Below are 19,139 nucleotides of genomic sequence, written 5' to 3'. Positions count from 1 at the left end.
GATATTAATTTTTAACCTCAAAAAACACAATCTATTAATTGATGCATACACTATTACCTTTTTTTCTTGCAATGGTTGCAGCCATCGTGTTGCTGAACATTTGGGCAAACAAACTGAAGATCGCCTATCCTATTTTATTGGTTTTAGCTGGATTATTGGTTAGTTTTGTTCCAGGATTACCTATTGTGAAAATTGATCCGGACCTTATCTTTTTTATATTTCTTCCACCTTTGTTATTTGAAGCGGCGTGGAGTATTTCTTTTAAAGAAATGAAAAAATGGTGGCGAATCATCGGGTGTTTCGCTTTTCTAGTAGTATTTTTCACAGCATTGTCGGTAGCCGTTTTTGCAAATTACTTAATTCCTGGATTTACAATAGCTTTAGGATTTTTGTTGGGAGGAATTGTTTCTCCGCCCGATGCTGTAAGTACCGGAGCCATTACCAAATTTGTAAAAATACCAAAATCCACTTCTGCTATTCTGGAAGGAGAAAGTTTATTAAACGACGCCTCTTCATTAATTATTTTTCGATTTGCACTGATTGCTGTAGGAACTGGGCAATTTATCTGGCAAGAAGCGGCGACCAGTTTTTTATGGATGATTGTTGGCGGTGCAGGAATTGGATTAGCATTGGCTTGGATATTCGTTCAGATTCATAAACGATTACCAACTGAGGCTTCATCAGATATCGCATTAACATTGATAGAACCATACTTTATGTATTTGATTGCTGAATTATTACATAGTTCGGGTGTTCTTGCTGTTGTAAGTGGTGGATTATATATGTCCTCTAAAAGACTTATCTTTCTCAATAGTGCAAGTAGAATCCAAGGTTATAGCGTTTGGGAAAATTTTGTTTTTATACTAAATGGATTTGTATTTCTAATTATTGGTCTGGAACTTCCGGAGATCATAGATGGACTTCGTACTGCAGGAATTCCGCTACAAACCGCTATCGAATATAGTCTCATGGTAACTGGCGTCTTGATTTTAGCCAGAATGATTAGCTCATATTTGGCATTGCTAGCAACTATAACCTATGATTCATTCAGAAACCTCGGTGATGAGATTAGTTAGGTCATTGATTCACTTAGTTGAAGCGTTGATTCATTTAGTTGAGGCATCTTCAAGTTTTCATCGGCTTTTTCAACGATTGATTTTTTATAATTTTAAATTTTAATGATATAATAATTTTAACGAAACTAAATAATGAACCTTTTTGACGACCAATTCGAAATCATTGAAAATATTTTACCTTATGATGGTACAACTTCTTACTATGGGAAAATATTTTCTGAGGAAGAAGCTAATAATTATTTCCATAAATTAATGACCGAGGTTGAATGGAAAAGTGATGAAGCTGTCATCTTCGGAAAACTTATCGAAACCAAAAGAAAAGTCGCTTGGTATGGCAATGAAGAGTTCGGTTATACCTATTCTGGAAGAACCAAAACAGCATTACCTTGGAACAAAACCCTTCTTGAAATCAAAGAAAAAATCGAATCTGTGAGCAGCGAAACATTTAATTCCTGTTTATTGAATCTTTATCACGACGGATCTGAAGGAATGGCTTATCACAGCGATGGAGAAAAGGATTTGAAGGATAATGGTGCCATCAGTTCTGTAAGTTTTGGAGCAGAAAGGAAATTCAATTTCAAACATAAAACTACGAAAGAATTGGTTTCTCTCGTTCTGGAACACGGGAGTTTGTTGATGATGAAAGACACCACTCAGAAATTCTGGCTTCATAGATTACCAACAACTACTAGAATCATAAAACCAAGAATCAGTCTGACTTTCAGAACGATTGATAAAAAAAAATAATTTTAAATAACTGGCTTGTATTTTTTGATAAAAGCAAGACTAAGCAAGAATCCTAACAACGCCAAACCTGCACCAACTAAAGAAGGATAATTATAAGACAAACCGAATTCTAATGGCAATCCGCCCAAAAGCGCACCTATGGAATTCCCGATATTGAAAGCCGCTTGCATAAAAGCAGCTGCCATCATTTCAGAATTTTTTGCAGAACGCAACATCATAATATTAACAGGCGTTCCTACTGCCATTGATAATGCACCACAAATAAATGTCAGAATCAAGGAAATAGTTTGATTTTCTGAGAAAAAGAAGACACCAATCAAAGCTAAAATCATGGCGCTTAAAAGTATAGCTCCAGCCAAAGCAGGACGCATTTTGTCAGCTAAAATGCCGCCAAGAAAATTACCTACAACCATCCCTGCTCCTGCCAAAATCATAATATAAGCGATAAAACCAGTCTCGAATTTAGAAACATTGGTCATCAAAGGTGTGATGTAACTGAACCAAGCAAACAATCCACCAAATCCAACTGCTGTAATAGCGATGATGTGCCAAGCTTTAGCCGTTTTGAAGAACTCCAATTCTTTTTTCAATGTGGTGGTTCGTAAGCTGTCCATTGCCGGAAGCAGAAATCTAAGCCCAACAATAGTAATCAATCCAATTACAGCAACGACTCCAAAAGCATATCTCCAATTGAACTGATGTCCGAGCCAAGTCACAAAAGGAACCATTGCGAGATTCGCCAAAGTCAGTCCAGTGAACATCATTGCGATACTTTGCGCCTGTTTTCCTGGTTTTGCCAATCGTGTTGCAACGACAGTTCCAACGCCGAAAAATGCTCCGTGAGGAAGCCCTGCCAAAAATCTAATCGCCATCATCGAGTAATAATCATTCGAAAATGCAGATAGCGCATTGAACAATGTGAAGGCAATCATCAAGAAAATAAGGATTTTCTTCGGCGGATATTTTGCAGCGTATCCAATCAAAATCGGCGCACCTACAACCACTCCAAATGCATAAGAGGAAATCAAATGTCCAGCTTGCGGAATCGAGATTTTCAATGATTCTGCAACGTCTGGCAAAAGTCCCATAATTACAAATTCTGTCGTGCCTAATCCCAATCCACCTAAAGCCAGGGGAAAAATCCTTTTATCCATTTTGCAAAAGTCCTCAAATTATCGAGAAAAATCAAGTTGTAGAGATTTAAAATATCGAATAATATTATTAAATTAAACTATTGTTTAAATTTAGTTAACATTAAATTAGAAATTGTTTACTTAATGCTGAAATCTGATTTCCCTTTGAACCTTGCAGCCCGACTTATCTCAATTATTTTTATTTTTTTATTTGAATCGATGAACCACTTCGTTAGATTTGAACGGAAATCCTTTTTGCCTCGTCTGTAAGGACGAGATAAAAAGATTGGGAGTAGAAGGCGGATTAAACTGCCCAAAGTATTATAATTCGTTAAATTCTAACAGTGTTTTGATTTTTCTGCTATTTTTGCATAGCTCAAAATTATGCTGAACAAGATTCTGACTTTTCCGTTGGTGGTTTTGATAAAGTTTTATCAACTCGCTATCTCACCTTGGCTGGGGAAAAACTGCCGATACGACCCGACTTGTTCGCATTATACTTTGGAAGCTTTGAAGGTACACGGACTGATCAAAGGGAGCTGGCTGGCGATGAAAAGAATCGGAAGCTGCCATCCTTGGGGCGGCGAAGGCTACGACCCTGTTCCGCCAAAACAACATTAAAATCAATTATCAATGAACAATATTTTTCTAAGATTTTATCTCATCCTTTTTGCTGGAATTTTCCAGATGGTTTCTGCGCAAAGCGCCACATCAGAACTTTCTGATGGAACTTTGAAAATCAATAACAAGGAAACTGTTGCTGTGAAAATTTTCGCAACGCAAAACAACACTAAGTTTTATGATGAAGCATCCAATAACATTCCTAATGAATTGGTTATTCTGAATGAAGATAATATCAAGGCGGAATCCGCAGAACATCTCGGAAGCATACAGAATATTCTTTTAAAATATAAAACGTTTAACTTTCAATTTTTGGATAAAGACTTCAAGCCGGTTGGTGCTACGCTTGAGCAGAAAAATATTGAGAATTTCAAATATCTTCTGAAATCTAAAACCGTTATTAGACCAACTGACCAAGTAGAATTGGAAACCAGTTTCAAAGTTTGGGACCCGATAAAAGGAATTAAATTAGGACCTGTGATGCTGCATTTTTACAGTTTGATGTTCATCTTCGCTTTTGGATTTGGTTATATTATTATGACTAAAATTTACAGAATAGATGGTGTAGATGAGAAATATGTAGAGCCATTTTTCACTTGGACTTTGGTAGGAACTATTTTTGGAGCGAGATTAGGTCACGTTATTTTTTATCAGCCAGAGTTATTTAAAGAAGATTTCCTGAGTGTTTTCTTGCCAATCAGTACAAAAGGCGGATTACATTTTACAGGATTTTCCGGTTTGGCAAGTCACGGAGCAGCGATTGCGGTAATTGCGACTACATTATATTATAGTTTGAAAATCATCAAGAAAAATCCACTTTGGGTTTATGACAGAATTGGAATTGTGGTTGCTTTGGGCGGTGCATTTGTGAGAATGGGAAATTTCTTCAATTCAGAGATTTTAGGCAAGCCTGTTGATCTTTCTTCTCCATTTGCTATTCTTTTTCCTCAGCAAAGTTCTGAATATGGCGTGACAATTCCACGTTATCCGAGCCAGTTATTTGAAGCATTTGGTTACGTTTGTCTTTTCGTTTTGCTTTGGTTTTTATATAAGAAAACAGACAAAAAATACCAACAAGGTTGGTTATTTGGTTTATTCTTTATCATACTTTGGGCGATCCGTTTCTTTGTCGAGTTCCTGAAAGAACCACAAGGTGACGAGATTATTCATTTTGCTGGACTTAATACAGGTCAGGTTTTGAGTATTCCGTTTATGGTTGCTGGATTGGTGATTATGATTTATTCTAAGAAATTCAAACTTCCGAAAGAAGAAGCAACAGTATAAAATTTAAACTCCCAGATTTTGGGAGTTTTTTTTATGTCTTAATTTAATTATTAATTGAGTTACAGACTTTCAATTTCATTAATAAACTCATCCACAACCTCATCAGAAGTTGCCCAAGATGTAATCAATCGGATGGCAGAATTTTCTTCATCCATCTTTTTCCAAACATAGAAATCAAAGTTTTTTGTTAGTTTTTCGATTTGAGAATTTCTGAGAATTGGAAAAATCTGATTGGTAAATGTATCAGACAAAAATTTAAACCCTTTCTTTTGAAAAGCGAATTTGATTTTCATAGCCTGAACGTTGGAATGTTTTGCCAAATCGAAGTACAAATCATCTTTCATCAATTCCAAAAACTGAATTCCTAAAAGTCTGCCTTTTGCCAACATCGCACCCTTTTGCTTGATGTGAAAACCGAATTCTTCCTTCAGTTTATCATTTGTAATCACAATTGCTTCGCCTAAAAGCGCTCCATTTTTAGTTCCACCGAGATAAAAAACATCCGTTAAGTTGGCAATATCTTCTAATGTCAAATCATTAATTTCGGAGGTTAGAGCTTGACCTAATCTTGCACCATCCATAAAAAGATACAAACCATTGGCTTTGCAAAATGCAGATAATTCTTGTAATTCTTGCTTTGTATAAATCGTTCCAACTTCTGTAGAATTGGAAATATAAACCAACTTTTGTTTAACCTGATGAGGCTTATTCGTATGCGTATCCAAAACCGATTGAATGTTTTCTGACTTCAGTTTTCCATCTTCCGTAACCAATCCGTGAACTTTGTGTCCAGTTGCTTCTATTGCGCCGGTTTCGTTGGTGAAAATATGTCCCGTTTCAGCGGAAACAACACTTTCGTGCGGACGAAGAATTGAAGAAATGACTAATAAATTAGCTTGAGTTCCACCACTTACGAAATGAATATCGGCGTTTGGATGATTCATTTTTTGTTTGATTAATTCTCTGGCTTCTTCGGAATAATCATCGTAACGATAACCGTTTTGCTGAACGAGATTGGTTTTGATTAATGCTTCTAAAATATTGGGATGACAACCTTCTGAATAATCGTTTTTGAAAGAATATTTCTTCATTTTTCTACTTCTTTTTAGAGGTTGTAAAGTTACGTTTTTTGCGTGAGGGCGAAGGGCATTGTTGGAGCTCTTCCCGAAAAACCTTGCAAGGTTTTTCGGGAAAGCGACTGCCCGTAGACCGGCCCGCTTGCTGTTTGCCTGCCTTGGAATTAGCTCGGTGGGCAAATAGCAAAGGGACACGCCCAAATAATTGTTAGTTTAAAATTGACTTCCATCTAACTTTTACTTATCTTTGGAATATGAATTCTTTAACTGAGGAAAATTATCTGAAAGCGCTTTATCATCTTGTGAATGAGAATGATGAAGTTTCTGTAAATGATTTGAGCCGACAGCTTAATATCAAAATGCCGTCTGTGAATAGTATGATAAAGAAGTTTGCGGACAAAAATTGGGTGAAATATGAGTCTTATAAACCTATAAAATTAACTGAATCTGGAAAGAAAGAAGCATCGCTCATCGTAAGAAAACATAGATTGACAGAGATGTTTTTGGTCGAAAAAATGGGTTTTGGATGGGAAAATGTCCACGAAATTGCGGAACAATTGGAACACATCCATTCTGATATCTTCTTCGATAAAATGGACGAAATCCTGAATTACCCGAAAGTTGACCCACACGGCGAACCGATTCCTGATAAGGATGGCAATGTTATTCAGCCAGATTTGAAGAAATTGAGTAAATGTCGGGAAAATGAAACAGTAGAATTGGCTTCTGTAACAACTTCTTCTGAAGAATTCCTGAATTTTCTTAATAAAAGAAATCTCAGTCTTGGAACTGAAATCAAGGTTTTACAAAAGGAGGATTTTGACCAATCTATAAAGGTTTCTTATAATGGTCAGGAAGAGAATTTTAGTAAAACGGTTTGTGATAGATTACTAGTGAAGTAGATTACGATTAAACCCTTTCAGGGTTTTTTCTTTAATACATTTTTATCCATAGGTTTCACCTACGGCTACTATTATTAAACCCTTTCAGGGTTTTGTGTGAAATTAATATTTATTCAAATAAAAAAGAGACTTAAAATTAAGTCTCTTTTCGTTTGTTCTTAGTTGAACATATCTTTTACTTTCTCGAAGAATGTTTTCTCTTTTCCTGTTGGCTCGGCATTCATATCGCCGTTGTCCAATTGTTTCTGGAAGAATTCTTTTTGTTCTTTGGTCAATTTTTGTGGTGTCCAAACATTGATATGAACAAACATATCACCTTTCCCACCGTAACCTTCGATGTTTGGAAGACCTTTTCCAGCTAATCTCAGGATTTTTCCAGACTGCGTTCCTTCATCCACTTTGATTTTCACTTTTCCACCAACCACGTTGATTTCTTTTGAAGTTCCCAAAGCTGCTTCTGCAAAAGAAATGTAAAGTTCTTGGTGAAGATTGTCGCCTTCACGCTTAATCACTTTATCCACTTCCTCCTCTACTACAACCAAAAGATCTCCAGGAACGCCACCCAAAGGTGCATCGTTTCCTTTTCCTCTTACATTTAGTTGGATGCCATCTCTGGCTCCAGCCGGAATATTGATTGTGATTTCTTCCTCTTCTTTTATTAAACCTTGTGCATTAGCTCCAGCAGGAATTTTGTCTGCCACTTTTCCAACACCTTGGCAAGTTCCACAAGTGGTTTGAGTTTGCATCTGGCCGAACATTGTGTTCATCATTCTTACCTGAACACCACTACCGCCACAAGTAGGACAAGTTTTAGAAGTTACGCCCGCAGCCAACTTCATCTTCTTCACTTTAACGGTTTTCTGAGTTCCGTTAATCATCTCTTCCAGATTCAGTTTGATGCGGATTCTCAGGTTAGAACCACGAGACTGTTGCTGTCTTTGACCGCCTCCTCCGCCAAATCCACCTCCGAAGATGTCACCAAACTGACTGAAGATATCCTCCATATTCATTCCGCCGCCAAATCCGCCGAAACCACCACCTCCGGCTGCGCCACCCATTCCTGCGTGACCGTATTGGTCGTATCTTGCTTTTTTGTTGTCGTCGCTCAGAACTTCATAAGCTTCCGCTGCTTCTTTGAATTTCTCCTCAGCAACTTTGTCACCTGGATTTTTGTCCGGGTGATATTTGATAGCCATTTTTCGGTAGGCTTTTTTTATTTCTTCAGCACTTGCACTTTTGGAAACCTCCAAAACTTCATAATAATCTCGTTTGCTCATTTTTTGATAATTGATGATGGATAATTGATGGATGATGATTGAAAAGAGATTCTAAAAATCATTGACCAAATATCTTTTATCATTAATAAATAATTAGTTTCCTGTAACCACTTTTGCGAATCGAATCACTTTGTCGTGTAGTTTGTAGCCTGTTTCTATCACATCGATGATTTTCCCTTTCAAATCCTCAGAAGGCGAAGGAATAGATGTAATAGCCTCGTGCAAATCTACATTGAAAGCATCACCTTGCTCCACGTGGATTACCTCCAAGCCTTTCTCTACTAATTTGCTTTTAAGTTTTTGATAAATCAATTCGACACCTTTTAACTCTGCTTCGTTTCCGTTTTTGGAGATTTCTTTGATAGCTCTTTCAAAATCATCCAAAACTCCAAGCATAGAGGTCATCAAATCTTTTGAAGCATAAAGGTAGAACTCGTTCTTTTCCTTCTGCGTTCTTTTTTTATAATTTTCAAATTCTGCATAGAGACGGATGTATCTGTCCTTTTCTTCTGCCAAAAGTTCCTCAGCAGTTGGTTGTTGTGACACATTTTCCTGATTTACGTTTTCCGTAGCTTCAGTGTTTGTAGTCTCTGTATTCAGGTTTTCTTCGTGTATATCTTTGTTTTCTTCCATTATGGTAATTTTATAGAGTTGTTTTTTCAATTCCTTTGCCAATTGTGTTTTTTTGACAATTAGGCAGAGTTTGGGATTAAGTTGGAGCGAAATTGAGTTTGAGAGTTGGGGAGTTTGAGAAGTTGGAGAAGTTGGAAAATATTTTAGATGATTTTCTATAGATACTTTAGCCGTTCGGACAAAGATGCTTTACTCGCTCGGACAAAGATGCTTTGTTCGGACGAGTAAAGGCAAATATTTTTGTAGACTATTTTGTAGTCCCTGTAATTGAACTGCGAAACGTAATATCATCCATCACCCACTTCATTGTATTATCCTCTCTATCAGATAATTTTCCAAATTCGGGATCGATTTCGACATTAGGGATAACACCTCTGTGCTGGTTATCAAACTCGATATTAGGACGGATTAATAAAAGGCCTATTGGTAGCGCTAATTTAGAATGTGGCAAAATTACGGTATTGCTTAGGCCAGCAACGGTTCCGTCATTGGCTCCACCCGTTTCTTCACCTACAATGGTCGCTCTTTTTTCGTATTTCAATTTTGCCGAAATCACTGATGATGCTGAAAAACTGGCGCCATTCACCAAAACATAAATTTCACCTTTGAAAGCATTATCTTTTGGTTTTTTAGGTTTGGATGCAAATTCTCGGAAGTAATACTTTTCATCTTTTTTAGAAGACATAAAATAATTACCAGCCAAAAAAAAAGGATAAGCAACCGCAGCATAAACTTTTGAAAAAGTCGTCTTACCTCTGAAGTAATTTTGATGCATACTGGATATTTTACTAGTCATTTCTGGAGCTTTAATCAATACAAATTCTTTATCCGTAAGGTAAGAATAGAGCGTATTGATCTCCGAAAGTGATCCTCCAAGATTATCTCTTATATCCAGAATAAGGTAATCTGCTTTGCTATGTTTTAGCTTTTCGAACGTTTCTTTATAAAACTTGTTAGCAAGAGTTGAAGAAAAAGATTTCACCTTGATGTAAGCAACGCTGCTATCAGCCTTTACGAACTTAAAACTTCTGTTATACGTTTTGGAATTAATGTCATAATCCTGAACTTTTTGTTGGGCAGTTACTTTTGGCTGTACTTTGTCTGTAACAAGTTCTTTATCCGTTTTACGTTGTCTTTTGATAGAAACATCTGCAATCTTATTATTCCATTTGGTCTGCAAAGTGACACTATCAAGATAACCTTTTTCCAAAGTATAATAGTTTAGGAATGCCAGATTGAGAAAGTATTTTTGATAAGTTTGATTCTTACCGTCTGAACTGATAAGATTTCTATACTTTTTTACCAATGTTGAAACATCTTCGCCATTAATTTTTAAAATTTCTGTTCCAACTTGTAGATCTTTTATATTCTCTTTATTTTCTTTAATGAAAATCTTGTTATCTACCACTTGATACTCCATCAAAGAAAAAAGAGGACGTTTATTTTTAAAAGCTTTTTGTTCAGCCTTTGTATATCTTCTGGAAAGTGCTCTCAGTCGCAAGTGACCTTCATTAATGCTTGCTATAACAGGTGAAAGCTGGAAGTACAATTCGTTTGGCGTCAGTGGTTCTTTAAGACTTGTTTTAAGACTATCGAATTTATAATCCAAATCTTCTTTAGAAATATACCAATACAGTTCCGGATGGAATTTTTTCAGTTTATTATAAGTGAAATCAATATCTTTTTTAAGTTCAGAAACCGGTATTTTTTTCTCTAGTAACAAGTGGTTTTTCTTGACAGACTGACAAGATATTAGAAAAATGAAAACCAATAAGAATAAAGCTTTTCTCATAAGCAATAAAAATAAGATTATTAAACCACAATAAGGCTATTATAAAAGGAACTTTAACATATTCTAACATAAAGTGGTTTTAAATTTGTTGCTGTCAATCAAATTTGAATTAATAATGAAAAATATAATTGTTGCAGCATCTGTATTTCTGGTTTCTCAGTTTTCATTGGCGCAAACAAAAGATGTAGCGGCGTTTACCTCCCTTAAAGTCTTTGATAAAATACCTGTAGAATTGGTTTCATCAAGTTCATACAAAGCAGAATTAAGCGGAACAAAAGCCAATGAAGTTGAGTTGGTTAGCTCAGGAAATGAACTAAAGGTGAAAATGAAAGCAGCCAAATTATTGCAAGGCGATGATGTGAAAGTGGTTATTTATTATAAAGACATCAATCAAATCCAAGCCAGTCAGGGTGCGAGAATCATGTCCAATGACACTGTAAAATTTAACAAATTAGAAGTAAAGTCTAATGAAGGTTCTCAGATTGATCTTAATATTAATGCCGATGTTCTTGAAGGAAAAGTCAATACTGGCGGAATTTTAAAATTATCCGGCGACGCAGAATCCCAAACCGTAGTAATCAGCACCGGTGGGCAATATGACGGACAGAATCTGAAAACAGAAATTACAAAAATAACAACCAATGCTGGTGGAAAAGCTTCTGTTTATGCTTCTAAATCTGTAGATGCTACAACCAGAGCCGGTGGCGTCATAGATGTTTACGGAAACCCACAGATGAAAAATGAGAAAAAAGTAGTAGGCGGTAAAATCAATTACCATTAGCAGTTTGATATTATAATAAAAAGCAGAAAAAACTCCCGAGATTTGGGAGTTTTTTTTATTTTTTTCTGTTGGATGATTGTCTGATATGAAGTGTTGGCGTTAAAACCAATTTCTTCTCGATACTGATTCCGGAAGAGTTGTCTTTGATACTTTCCAGAAATACATTTCCAGAGATTTTTCCCATCAAAACAGGTGTTTGATCTACGGAACTTATTGACAGTTCCATAAATTGAGTAAATGGCTCATTACTGAAACCAATTACGCCAATATCTTGAGGAATTTTAAGTTTAAGATTTTTGATTTCTTTGCAAGCACCTAATGCTGTAAAATCACTAGCAGAGAAAATAGCATCTGGTTTCACTTTACGTTTCCAAAGACTTTTCATAGCACTAATTCCTTCCTCGATAGAACTTCCTGTATTGATAATATTTTCCTTCAACACCGGTAAATTATAATCTTTCAAAGCATCAATATAGCCATTCAAACGATTCTGATAAATTTCCAGATTCTGATCGCCAGAGAAATGGCATATGTTTTTATAACCTTGGTTAATCAAATGTTCTGTTGCCTGATAAGCACCTTTGTGATCATCAATTGTAATTGTACTCACACCTGGGATATCTTTCTTTCTATCAAAAAGAATAATTGGCGTGTTGGTTGTGCTCAGGATTTTTCTCACATAATCCATATCAGTCGTATTTCTTGATATCGAAATGAAAATACAATCTACTTGAGTGCGCAACAAGGTATTGAGTTGCTTTTTTTCTATTGCAGCATCATCGTGGCTTTGACAAATAATCACACGATAACCGTGAGGAGACAGTTCTTCCTCAATTCCTCTAATGACGGATGAGAAAAAATTGGTATTGATATAAGGCACAATCACACCAACAGTTTTGGTCTCTCCACTTTGCAGGGCTTTTGCCAAATTGTTCTGCTTATAATTCATTTCCTTAGCCGTAGCAGCAACCAATTCTTTGGTTTCCTGACTAATTCTGGGATGATCGTTTAGCGCTCTGGAAACAGTGGCTACACTTACATTCAGTTTTTTGGAAATGTCATATATCGTCGTGTTTTTCTTGGTCATATATTCTTTTTGATGAATATTCGGTTGGTTGTAAATATATAAATAATACCTGTCACAACTGCTTTCAGAATCAAAATCTTTTGATTTCTTTTATCAGTTTTACAATTAGTAATTTTTTATCTAATAAAAAGCCGTCCCACCGAAATGAAGACAGCTCTCATTATGAAAATTAAATTGTTTACTTTTTAATCAGCTTTCCTGTTGATTCTCCAGAATTCGTTTTCAAATTATAAAAGTAAAGTCCGGTTCTCAAATCTTTTGTATCGATCGTCAAATTATTCAATCCTTTCTTTTCATTACTTTTAATTGTTTTCACAATTCTTCCATTAACGTCATAAATTTTAACATTAACTTCAGAATTAGATTTCAAATCAAATGAAATGGTAACCTGATCTGCAAAAGGATTTGGATAAACTAAAAGTTTGTTGTTTTTGATATCATTAACTACTAAAGTTTCAATATCGATATTGACAGAAGCTTCCGGCATCCAATCGAAAACAAATGAAGGATCTGTATCTTTTTTGAAAACGTTAGAAACAGTATAAACCTGAGATTCAGTTTCTGTTAAAATTACTCCAACCGTTAGCTCTTTGCGCTAATCTGTCAGGCGTTGCTCCAGCTCCTGTATTTCCATATTCTACAAATGTTACGGAAAGTGCACCGTTAATTGGTGTAGTCCAACCTGTTGCATTGAGCAGAGAAGGTGTTTCACATCTGATAAACGATGATTTTGGTGTATTCTGCCAAGCTCTTCCGAAATGGAAATTATTGATTACTGTTCCATTAAAGTCTGTAGTTCCGGCTGCTGGCACAGTCAAATTACAATCTAAGAAAACAAATCCATATTTCGTAGTTGCCTCTGTAGAAGGTGCTGTTACAACACTATTATTACGATTGATATAAGTTGTACAATGATCAAAAACGACAGTTTGGCGTCCGAATATGAAATCTACATTGCCTTCGATATAACAATTCTTAAAGTAAGCCCTTCCAATACTGTTTCCTAAATAAGTATCCTGATAACCCAAAATCTTACAATCATAAAAAGCCTGACGATCGCCTTGCGTTTTAAGTGCTACAGCCTGAGTAGATGAATTAATTTGAGTATTAGCAGTTGAATTAACAAATGTATTGGCTACAGTAATTTTGGATGCTGTAAAATCACTTCCGAAAATCGCCATCGTTTGTGAAAGAGAAGTTCCGTAAGCCAAACCTGTATCAGGATTGATGTCTCCAGCAGAAATATTATTGGTAATAACAGTTGTATCCGCATTATCTCCAACCAGAAAAACATTAATCTTATTAGCTAAAAGAGTTGGTCTTTCCGTGTAAGTTCCAGGTTTGATATGAAGAATCCATCTTCCAGTGTAATTATCTGGCACTGCATCAAAAGCAGCCTGAACAGTTGTATAATCTCCAGAACCATCTTTAGCAATTATTTTAATTACATCTGGTTCAGTAGCTTGTGTATTAACTGTAGCTTGTGAGCCATAAGAAGTTCCAGCCGAATTGGTTGCAAATGTTCTAACATAATATACTGTAGAAGGCGTCACACCATAAGCATAAGATGAAAAAGCACCAAGACCATTTCCAGTAGAGACTTTTGTAGCATTATCAATTGTTGGATTTGCAGATGTTGAATATACGATTCCTCTATCTGTTACATTAGTACCACCCCAATCTGTTACATTTTCTGAAACTACAAAAGATTTATTTGTTACTTGAGATTGAGACGTTGTTGTTACAGTTGGCGCAACAATATTGGATAATGTTACAAAACTAACCTGAGTTCCATAAGATGTTCCTGCAGAATTGGTTGCATAAGCTTTTACATAATAAGTTGTTCCGGGTAACAATCCCGACAAATTACTTACATACGAACCTGATGTCGCATTTTCAGTCGTTTTAGAATCTGCGATTGTTGGATTTTCATTGGTACTATAAACAACGCCACTTGCAGTGATTGCGCCACCGCCGTTGCTGGAAATTGTTCCTCCTGTAACTGCTGTTGTTGTTGAAATAGATGAGATCGCTGTTGTAGAAACTGTCGCAGGATTAGCAACAGAACCTTCCATAGTTCCGGATATTTTTACATTTCTAAGTGCAAATTGTTTCCCTGTTGTAGCTGCTGCAATATAAGGATAAAATCTAAGATAGAATTTTTGACTTCCTGAAATCACAACCGATGTCGCCAAGGTTACATCCAGAGTCAACGCTTTTCCACTAGGTGTTAATTGAGTTGCACTTTTTATCTGAACCCTGTCGGAGAAATCAGCATTTAAACTATAAAATGCCTGATAATACATATTGCTAGTTCCACCAGCGCCAACCTGAGCTTCTACTCTATTAATGGTGAAAGTTCCGCTGTTGGTTGCGTTGACATCAAATTGAACATATTTGGTTTCGTCGATAATTGTAGTACTTCCTGTTCCTGTCCAACTATTGGTGTTAGTTCCTGTATATTGATAGAAATCGATATTGCTATCTACAGTTCCATCGCCTGTGAAATCAACTTTTGAATTGACTTCTGTTTTTAATATTGTCGTTGGATAACTTACCGTTGATTCTAGATTACCTTCCAAAGATTTGGTTGTAACATCTGCAATCAAAGGCCAGTTGACAGAAGCGGTTGTTGCTTCAAATAACTTTGAATATTTTTTTGAAGATTCTGTTTTATTCTTGACTTCTCTTATTGATGAAAAAATCGGCTTTGAATCCCCTTTTACAGAATCTGAAAAAAAAGAAATGCTCTTTCCGATTCCGAAAATCGTAGCTGTACTGAATAGCACAATTGGTAAGATTAGATTTTTTTTCATTAGTAGTTAGATTAATTGTTTATGATTTCGATTTGCTTATAAATTTATTTTACAATAACTTTTTGAGTGTAAGAACCTTTATCTGTTTTCACTTCGAAAAGCTTCACGCCTTTGCTCAATTTTTTAATTGAAATTGAATTGATTGTATTAATTCCTTTATTAATATTTCCTTGATAAACCGTTCCTTCTGATTTTCCTGAAATATCTGTTACATTGATTTTTACCCCCTGATTGTTTTCAGAAAAAGCTTTTAAAGAAATTTGTTCTGAAGCAGGATTAGGGAAAAATTGAAATTCAGATTTAGACTTGGAATCGATTTCGTTGGTTGATAATAATATACAATCCGTTGGTTGTAGCAAAACTGCACCTGCTCCAGTCATAACAGTTTGTTTTACATCTTGAGATGCAATTTTATTAATCGAGTAAGGTGGCGTAAAAGCGGTTCCTGAACCAACTGCTGTTCCCGATGTTCCAATAAATGTATTATCAACAGATTGAGCTGCCGTAAAATTTCCTGTTTCTAAACGGATTGGATTTTTGACGCCCTCAAAATAATTACTTTCGATTAGCAGATCTGCTTTATAACCTGCATAGATGCAGTAGTTACTTACAGAACTATTGAAATAATTATTCAAAAGATGCACTTTACCGTAACGCACTCTCGGCATTCTTTCTCTTACACCATTGCCCCACCAGCAATATTGCATAGTGATTCTCAGTTTCCCCTCGTCCTGAGTCGCGTCATCTCCGGAACCAAAAAGATTAGAAAAACGATGGTCATTACTTCCCCCAGAACCTCCAGGAATTGGAGCTTTCAAGTATTCGAATTTTGTCCAGGTTACAGTAATCAGATCCGATGCATTTTTGATATCAAGATTACCATCCAAAGCATCCTGAAATGTACAATGATCTATCCAAACATTAGTACAATTATCAATTGTCATATTATCATTCCCATCTACATCATAAGCACCTGGTCCTTCAAATGTGATGTTCTTTATCAAAATATTGGAACTACTTTTCAATGTCAGAATTCCTGAACCGCCAGCAGTGAGATCTGTAGAAATCAATCTAGCTCCGGCTAAACCTAGAATAGATTTGTTGGTTTGATTATTAAGAGTAAGACGTCCAGCAGCAGGAAAAGTAATCTGCCCAGAAATGTGAATTACTTTTACAGATGTACTGTTTACTGCAGTTCTTAATTCAGCATAAGTCGTCACAACTGTAGGTGTAGTTGATCCGCCACCTGCAACACCATTGGTTGACGCCCATCCGGACACATTACATTGTGCAATTACATTAGTAACAATAGATGATGTAAGTAACGTAAGTATTAAAAATATTCTTTTCATTAGAAATAAAATGTATAAGAATTGATGAGAAGATTAAATTTGATTTAATTCACAATAAACTGATTAATAGCTCATTAAAAATTAAATTCATTTTAACTAAGACAAAAAAAGTTTGATGAAAATAGGTTTCATCAAACTTTAATTAATGAAAAATTTAATTCATTTAAATTTTTATTGATTCTATATGCTGTAGAAAATAATCTTATCTAATTAAAACTTTCACAGACTTTTCTCCCGCCTGAGATTTAAGATTTACGATATACAAACCTTTAGTATTCAACTCAAAGTTAGCATCATTAGAAGTCGTCATAGATTTTACCAAAGAACCGTTTGCATTGAAAACATTAACCTCCGTATTTTTAGACTCAAGATTAGAAACAACTATTTTATTTCCGCTGGTATAAACTGTAGCTTTCATATCTTTTTTCACATCATTCACACCCAATACAGTTGTTCCAATATTGGTTGCGGTGATTTTGTAAATATTAAGAGACTGATCTCCGTAGATATAAATATCTCTTGCTGGTCCAGCATAGTCGTAAGTGTAGATAATACCGTCTGAAGAATTAGAGTAAGTCTTAGAAGCTAAAATTTCTGTTCCCGTTCCAATATACAATGTACGGTCTCCACCGCCTCCGTTTTTGTACCAAATAGTAATAGATGAGTTACCATTGGTTTTAAAATAGATATAACGTTGTGTTGGTGTCGTATTAACTCCTGTTGAAGTATAACCTCCTCCGTTCAATTTGAAACGTTTTGATGCAGAATAACCATCTGAGAATGTAGCCGAGTTAGCTTCTACAGCTCCAAAATTAACTACAGTTTCTGGTCCAGGAACCAATGCCAAATTGTTTTTAACCTTAGCTGTCTCACCAGATATTACAGGCCACGCAGCAGATGAAAAGTCCCAAGTAGTTTGTGCTTTTACGTTTCCTACAGTAGCAACCACTGCAAATGCTAAAAGAAGTAATGATTTTTTCATGATAAAATGATTTATTAATTAGTTGTTTAAATTTTCAATGCAATCGATTACACAATTATTTGTAATTATTCGACGGTTCTAATATAAAATTATTATTCATTTCCAAGATATTTTTTTTTAATTTAACATTAAATTTATTTAACAAAAAGAAAAAACTCTTTATTAATAACGCTTTCAGAATATATAAAACTGTGAAATTTTCCACAACTGAATATTTAAAAACACATTTTTCGAATTAAAATCTGCGCAATCGGTTGTCTTAATTTCACTAAAAATTGATCTGATTTCTTCAAAATAATTAATTTCAAAAAAAATCTATTATTAATATCATATTTACAGACATCCTTTGCTTCATAGTGAATTATTAAAACAAAATCATTCAAAATGGTAAATTACCGTCAAACAAAAACCCCTAGAGCATTGACTCTAAGGGCTTTCTTAAAAAAATAATACGAAAAATATTTATAACCTAATTTTTTATTTAATAATCACCTTCACAGATTTTTCTCCTGCTTCAGATTTCATATTAACAATGTAAATTCCTTTGACATTAATCTCAAAGTCTGTATTTAAAGATGTTTTTAGAGACTTAACAATTACACCATTAGCAGAATATACATTAACCTGAGTATTCTTAGCCTCTAAGTCTTTGATGTAAATTTTGTTCCCTGCAGAGAAAGCATTCAATTTATTTTTAGACTTCACATCTCCAACAGCCATTGTAACATTGTCTGTATATTCAATTTTATACAAACTGTTATCACCACTTCCTGTTGTAATCAGAATATTTCCCGCAGATCCCGTGTATGTGTAACTTGCAATAGCCACATCTGCAGTCGTACTTCCAGCAAATGTCGTTGAACTTAAAACTTTACCAGTTTCATCCGAAATCAAAATAGATCTATTCGCACCTCCACCTCTTGCCCAGAATTTAATCACAGCGTTGCCAGTTACCGCAAATTGCAAGTACCTTCTTGTTGGCATAGAAACAGCTCCCACAGCAGGATTCGTAGAACCGCTATAACTGTTACCTCCAAATTGTAAACGTTGAGTAGGAGCGTAACCATCATCAAAAGTTGCAAGACTGTTAGTCGCTACAGTAAGATTACTTCCACCTGTCACAAATGACAAACCATCTACAGTTTTATCAGCTGCAATTGCACCAGCAGGAAATTTCGTAGCATCACTAAAATCCCAAATTTTACTTTGAGCATTGAATGTAACTACGGAAATCCCCGCAAAAATTAAAGAAAATAATAGTTTTTTCATAATAAATGAGTTTATAGTTGTTTGTTTTAGTTTGTTGCGCAATCGATTACACTATTTAATGTAATAAACCGACGGTTCTAATATAAAATTATTTCTAATCCTTACAATTTTTTTATTTGAAATTTTGGAAAAACAAATTAATTTTAGTTAACATTAAACATAAAAACGCTTTTATAGTGATAGATTAAGCATTAAATATTTGTTTAAATAAATTTTTATAAATGTTGTTTAGAGTGAGAAAAAATTTCAGATTTCAATCAAAATTAAACGTAATCGATTGCATAAAAATTCCCAAAAAATAAACTTAAAAC

At 35.1% G+C, this 19,139-nt stretch carries 17 protein-coding genes; 6 read left to right on the top strand and 11 right to left on the bottom strand.

Going from position 1 to position 19,139, the window contains the following annotated elements; all coding sequences use genetic code 11:
- Nucleotides 1-41: 41 nt before the first annotated feature.
- Together V7P73_RS10015 and V7P73_RS10010 are read left to right on the top strand one after the other, a co-directional pair.
- Nucleotides 42-1,076: a cation:proton antiporter gene (locus V7P73_RS10015; RefSeq protein WP_333853202.1), complete on the top strand. Its 1,035-nt coding sequence runs from the start codon at nucleotides 42-44 to the stop codon at nucleotides 1,074-1,076.
- Nucleotides 1,077-1,208: 132 nt separating this feature from the next.
- Entirely contained in the window at nucleotides 1,209-1,823 is a 615-nt protein-coding gene (locus V7P73_RS10010; RefSeq protein ID WP_333853200.1) for an alpha-ketoglutarate-dependent dioxygenase AlkB family protein, read from the top strand.
- 2 nt (nucleotides 1,824-1,825) lie between these two features.
- Here the strand turns inward: V7P73_RS10010 and V7P73_RS10005 are convergent, their stop codons facing one another.
- Nucleotides 1,826-2,977 carry an MFS transporter gene (locus V7P73_RS10005; RefSeq protein ID WP_333853198.1) on the bottom strand — a complete coding sequence of 384 codons (1,152 nt, stop codon included), beginning with the start codon at nucleotides 2,975-2,977 and terminating at the stop codon, nucleotides 1,826-1,828.
- 363 nt (nucleotides 2,978-3,340) lie between these two features.
- On the opposite strand from V7P73_RS10005, the gene yidD reads away from it, so the two are divergent.
- The gene (gene yidD / locus V7P73_RS10000; RefSeq protein WP_074233486.1) at nucleotides 3,341-3,577 is read left to right on the top strand and encodes a membrane protein insertion efficiency factor YidD; all 237 of its coding nucleotides are present in this window, start codon (nucleotides 3,341-3,343) and stop codon (nucleotides 3,575-3,577) included.
- Between the two features lie 423 nt (nucleotides 3,578-4,000).
- Nucleotides 4,001-4,861 (top strand): prolipoprotein diacylglyceryl transferase, encoded by an 861-nt coding sequence (gene lgt / locus V7P73_RS09995; RefSeq protein ID WP_333853347.1) that lies wholly within the window; start codon nucleotides 4,001-4,003, stop codon nucleotides 4,859-4,861.
- 59 nt (nucleotides 4,862-4,920) lie between these two features.
- On the opposite strand, the gene V7P73_RS09990 is transcribed toward lgt, so the two are convergent.
- Complete coding sequence (locus tag V7P73_RS09990; RefSeq protein ID WP_333853196.1) at nucleotides 4,921-5,952, bottom strand: threonine aldolase family protein; 1,032 nt, start codon at nucleotides 5,950-5,952, stop codon at nucleotides 4,921-4,923.
- A gap of 239 nt (nucleotides 5,953-6,191) precedes the next feature.
- Between V7P73_RS09990 and V7P73_RS09985 the strand changes: the two genes are divergently transcribed.
- The gene (locus V7P73_RS09985) at nucleotides 6,192-6,839 is read left to right on the top strand and encodes a metal-dependent transcriptional regulator (RefSeq protein ID WP_333853195.1); all 648 of its coding nucleotides are present in this window, start codon (nucleotides 6,192-6,194) and stop codon (nucleotides 6,837-6,839) included.
- 158 nt (nucleotides 6,840-6,997) lie between these two features.
- Here V7P73_RS09985 and dnaJ read toward each other — a convergent pair whose 3' ends face one another.
- From dnaJ to V7P73_RS09970, 3 genes are all read right to left on the bottom strand, one after another.
- Nucleotides 6,998-8,116: a molecular chaperone DnaJ gene (gene dnaJ, locus V7P73_RS09980; protein ID WP_333853194.1), complete on the bottom strand. Its 1,119-nt coding sequence runs from the start codon at nucleotides 8,114-8,116 to the stop codon at nucleotides 6,998-7,000.
- 93 nt (nucleotides 8,117-8,209) lie between these two features.
- A complete protein-coding gene (locus tag V7P73_RS09975) occupies nucleotides 8,210-8,749 on the bottom strand; it encodes a nucleotide exchange factor GrpE (protein ID WP_333853192.1) in 540 nt (179 codons plus the stop codon).
- 247 nt (nucleotides 8,750-8,996) lie between these two features.
- Nucleotides 8,997-10,541 (bottom strand): S41 family peptidase, encoded by a 1,545-nt coding sequence (locus V7P73_RS09970; RefSeq protein ID WP_333853190.1) that lies wholly within the window; start codon nucleotides 10,539-10,541, stop codon nucleotides 8,997-8,999.
- Between the two features lie 115 nt (nucleotides 10,542-10,656).
- On the opposite strand from V7P73_RS09970, the gene V7P73_RS09965 reads away from it, so the two are divergent.
- Nucleotides 10,657-11,322 (top strand): head GIN domain-containing protein, encoded by a 666-nt coding sequence (locus V7P73_RS09965; RefSeq protein ID WP_333853188.1) that lies wholly within the window; start codon nucleotides 10,657-10,659, stop codon nucleotides 11,320-11,322.
- Between the two features lie 55 nt (nucleotides 11,323-11,377).
- Here V7P73_RS09965 and V7P73_RS09960 read toward each other — a convergent pair whose 3' ends face one another.
- From V7P73_RS09960 to V7P73_RS09935, 6 genes are all read right to left on the bottom strand, one after another.
- Entirely contained in the window at nucleotides 11,378-12,409 is a 1,032-nt protein-coding gene (locus V7P73_RS09960; RefSeq protein WP_333853186.1) for a LacI family DNA-binding transcriptional regulator, read from the bottom strand.
- Nucleotides 12,410-12,587: 178 nt separating this feature from the next.
- Nucleotides 12,588-12,896 carry a T9SS type A sorting domain-containing protein gene (locus tag V7P73_RS09955; RefSeq protein ID WP_333853184.1) on the bottom strand — a complete coding sequence of 103 codons (309 nt, stop codon included), beginning with the start codon at nucleotides 12,894-12,896 and terminating at the stop codon, nucleotides 12,588-12,590.
- A gap of 67 nt (nucleotides 12,897-12,963) precedes the next feature.
- On the bottom strand, nucleotides 12,964-15,225 hold the full coding sequence (locus V7P73_RS09950; protein ID WP_333853182.1) for a pectinesterase family protein: 2,262 nt from the start codon (nucleotides 15,223-15,225) through the stop codon (nucleotides 12,964-12,966).
- Nucleotides 15,226-15,269: 44 nt separating this feature from the next.
- Nucleotides 15,270-16,577 carry a pectate lyase family protein gene (locus tag V7P73_RS09945; protein ID WP_333853180.1) on the bottom strand — a complete coding sequence of 436 codons (1,308 nt, stop codon included), beginning with the start codon at nucleotides 16,575-16,577 and terminating at the stop codon, nucleotides 15,270-15,272.
- Nucleotides 16,578-16,779: 202 nt separating this feature from the next.
- A complete protein-coding gene (locus tag V7P73_RS09940; protein ID WP_333853178.1) occupies nucleotides 16,780-17,559 on the bottom strand; it encodes a T9SS type A sorting domain-containing protein in 780 nt (259 codons plus the stop codon).
- Nucleotides 17,560-18,036: 477 nt separating this feature from the next.
- Nucleotides 18,037-18,828: a T9SS type A sorting domain-containing protein gene (locus tag V7P73_RS09935; protein WP_333853176.1), complete on the bottom strand. Its 792-nt coding sequence runs from the start codon at nucleotides 18,826-18,828 to the stop codon at nucleotides 18,037-18,039.
- Nucleotides 18,829-19,139: the final 311 nt, after the last annotated feature.

The sequence above is a fragment of the Epilithonimonas sp. genome (genome assembly GCF_036780765.1).
Classification (GTDB): Bacteria; Bacteroidota; Bacteroidia; order Flavobacteriales; family Weeksellaceae; genus Epilithonimonas.
Note: the sequence above shows the minus strand (reverse complement) of the source record. Positions and strands in the feature narration are given on the sequence as shown.

Excerpts from the sequence above, each read along its gene's own strand:
- V7P73_RS09945 (WP_333853180.1), bottom strand. The coding sequence starts at position 16,577 with ATGAAAAGAATATTTTTAATACTTACGTTACTTACATCATCTATTGTT.
- dnaJ (WP_333853194.1), bottom strand. The coding sequence starts at position 8,116 with ATGAGCAAACGAGATTATTATGAAGTTTTGGAGGTTTCCAAAAGTGCA.
- V7P73_RS09985 (WP_333853195.1), top strand. The coding sequence starts at position 6,192 with ATGAATTCTTTAACTGAGGAAAATTATCTGAAAGCGCTTTATCATCTT.
- V7P73_RS09990 (WP_333853196.1), bottom strand. The coding sequence starts at position 5,952 with ATGAAGAAATATTCTTTCAAAAACGATTATTCAGAAGGTTGTCATCCC.
- V7P73_RS09970 (WP_333853190.1), bottom strand. The coding sequence starts at position 10,541 with ATGAGAAAAGCTTTATTCTTATTGGTTTTCATTTTTCTAATATCTTGT.
- V7P73_RS10015 (WP_333853202.1), top strand. The coding sequence starts at position 42 with ATGCATACACTATTACCTTTTTTTCTTGCAATGGTTGCAGCCATCGTG.
- V7P73_RS10005 (WP_333853198.1), bottom strand. The coding sequence starts at position 2,977 with ATGGATAAAAGGATTTTTCCCCTGGCTTTAGGTGGATTGGGATTAGGC.
- V7P73_RS09940 (WP_333853178.1), bottom strand. The coding sequence starts at position 17,559 with ATGAAAAAATCATTACTTCTTTTAGCATTTGCAGTGGTTGCTACTGTA.
- V7P73_RS09975 (WP_333853192.1), bottom strand. The coding sequence starts at position 8,749 with ATGGAAGAAAACAAAGATATACACGAAGAAAACCTGAATACAGAGACT.
- V7P73_RS09960 (WP_333853186.1), bottom strand. The coding sequence starts at position 12,409 with ATGACCAAGAAAAACACGACGATATATGACATTTCCAAAAAACTGAAT.
- V7P73_RS10010 (WP_333853200.1), top strand. The coding sequence starts at position 1,209 with ATGAACCTTTTTGACGACCAATTCGAAATCATTGAAAATATTTTACCT.
- V7P73_RS09965 (WP_333853188.1), top strand. The coding sequence starts at position 10,657 with ATGAAAAATATAATTGTTGCAGCATCTGTATTTCTGGTTTCTCAGTTT.
- V7P73_RS09950 (WP_333853182.1), bottom strand. The coding sequence starts at position 15,225 with ATGAAAAAAAATCTAATCTTACCAATTGTGCTATTCAGTACAGCTACG.
- V7P73_RS09935 (WP_333853176.1), bottom strand. The coding sequence starts at position 18,828 with ATGAAAAAACTATTATTTTCTTTAATTTTTGCGGGGATTTCCGTAGTT.
- yidD (WP_074233486.1), top strand. The coding sequence starts at position 3,341 with ATGCTGAACAAGATTCTGACTTTTCCGTTGGTGGTTTTGATAAAGTTT.
- V7P73_RS09955 (WP_333853184.1), bottom strand. The coding sequence starts at position 12,896 with ATGCCGGAAGCTTCTGTCAATATCGATATTGAAACTTTAGTAGTTAAT.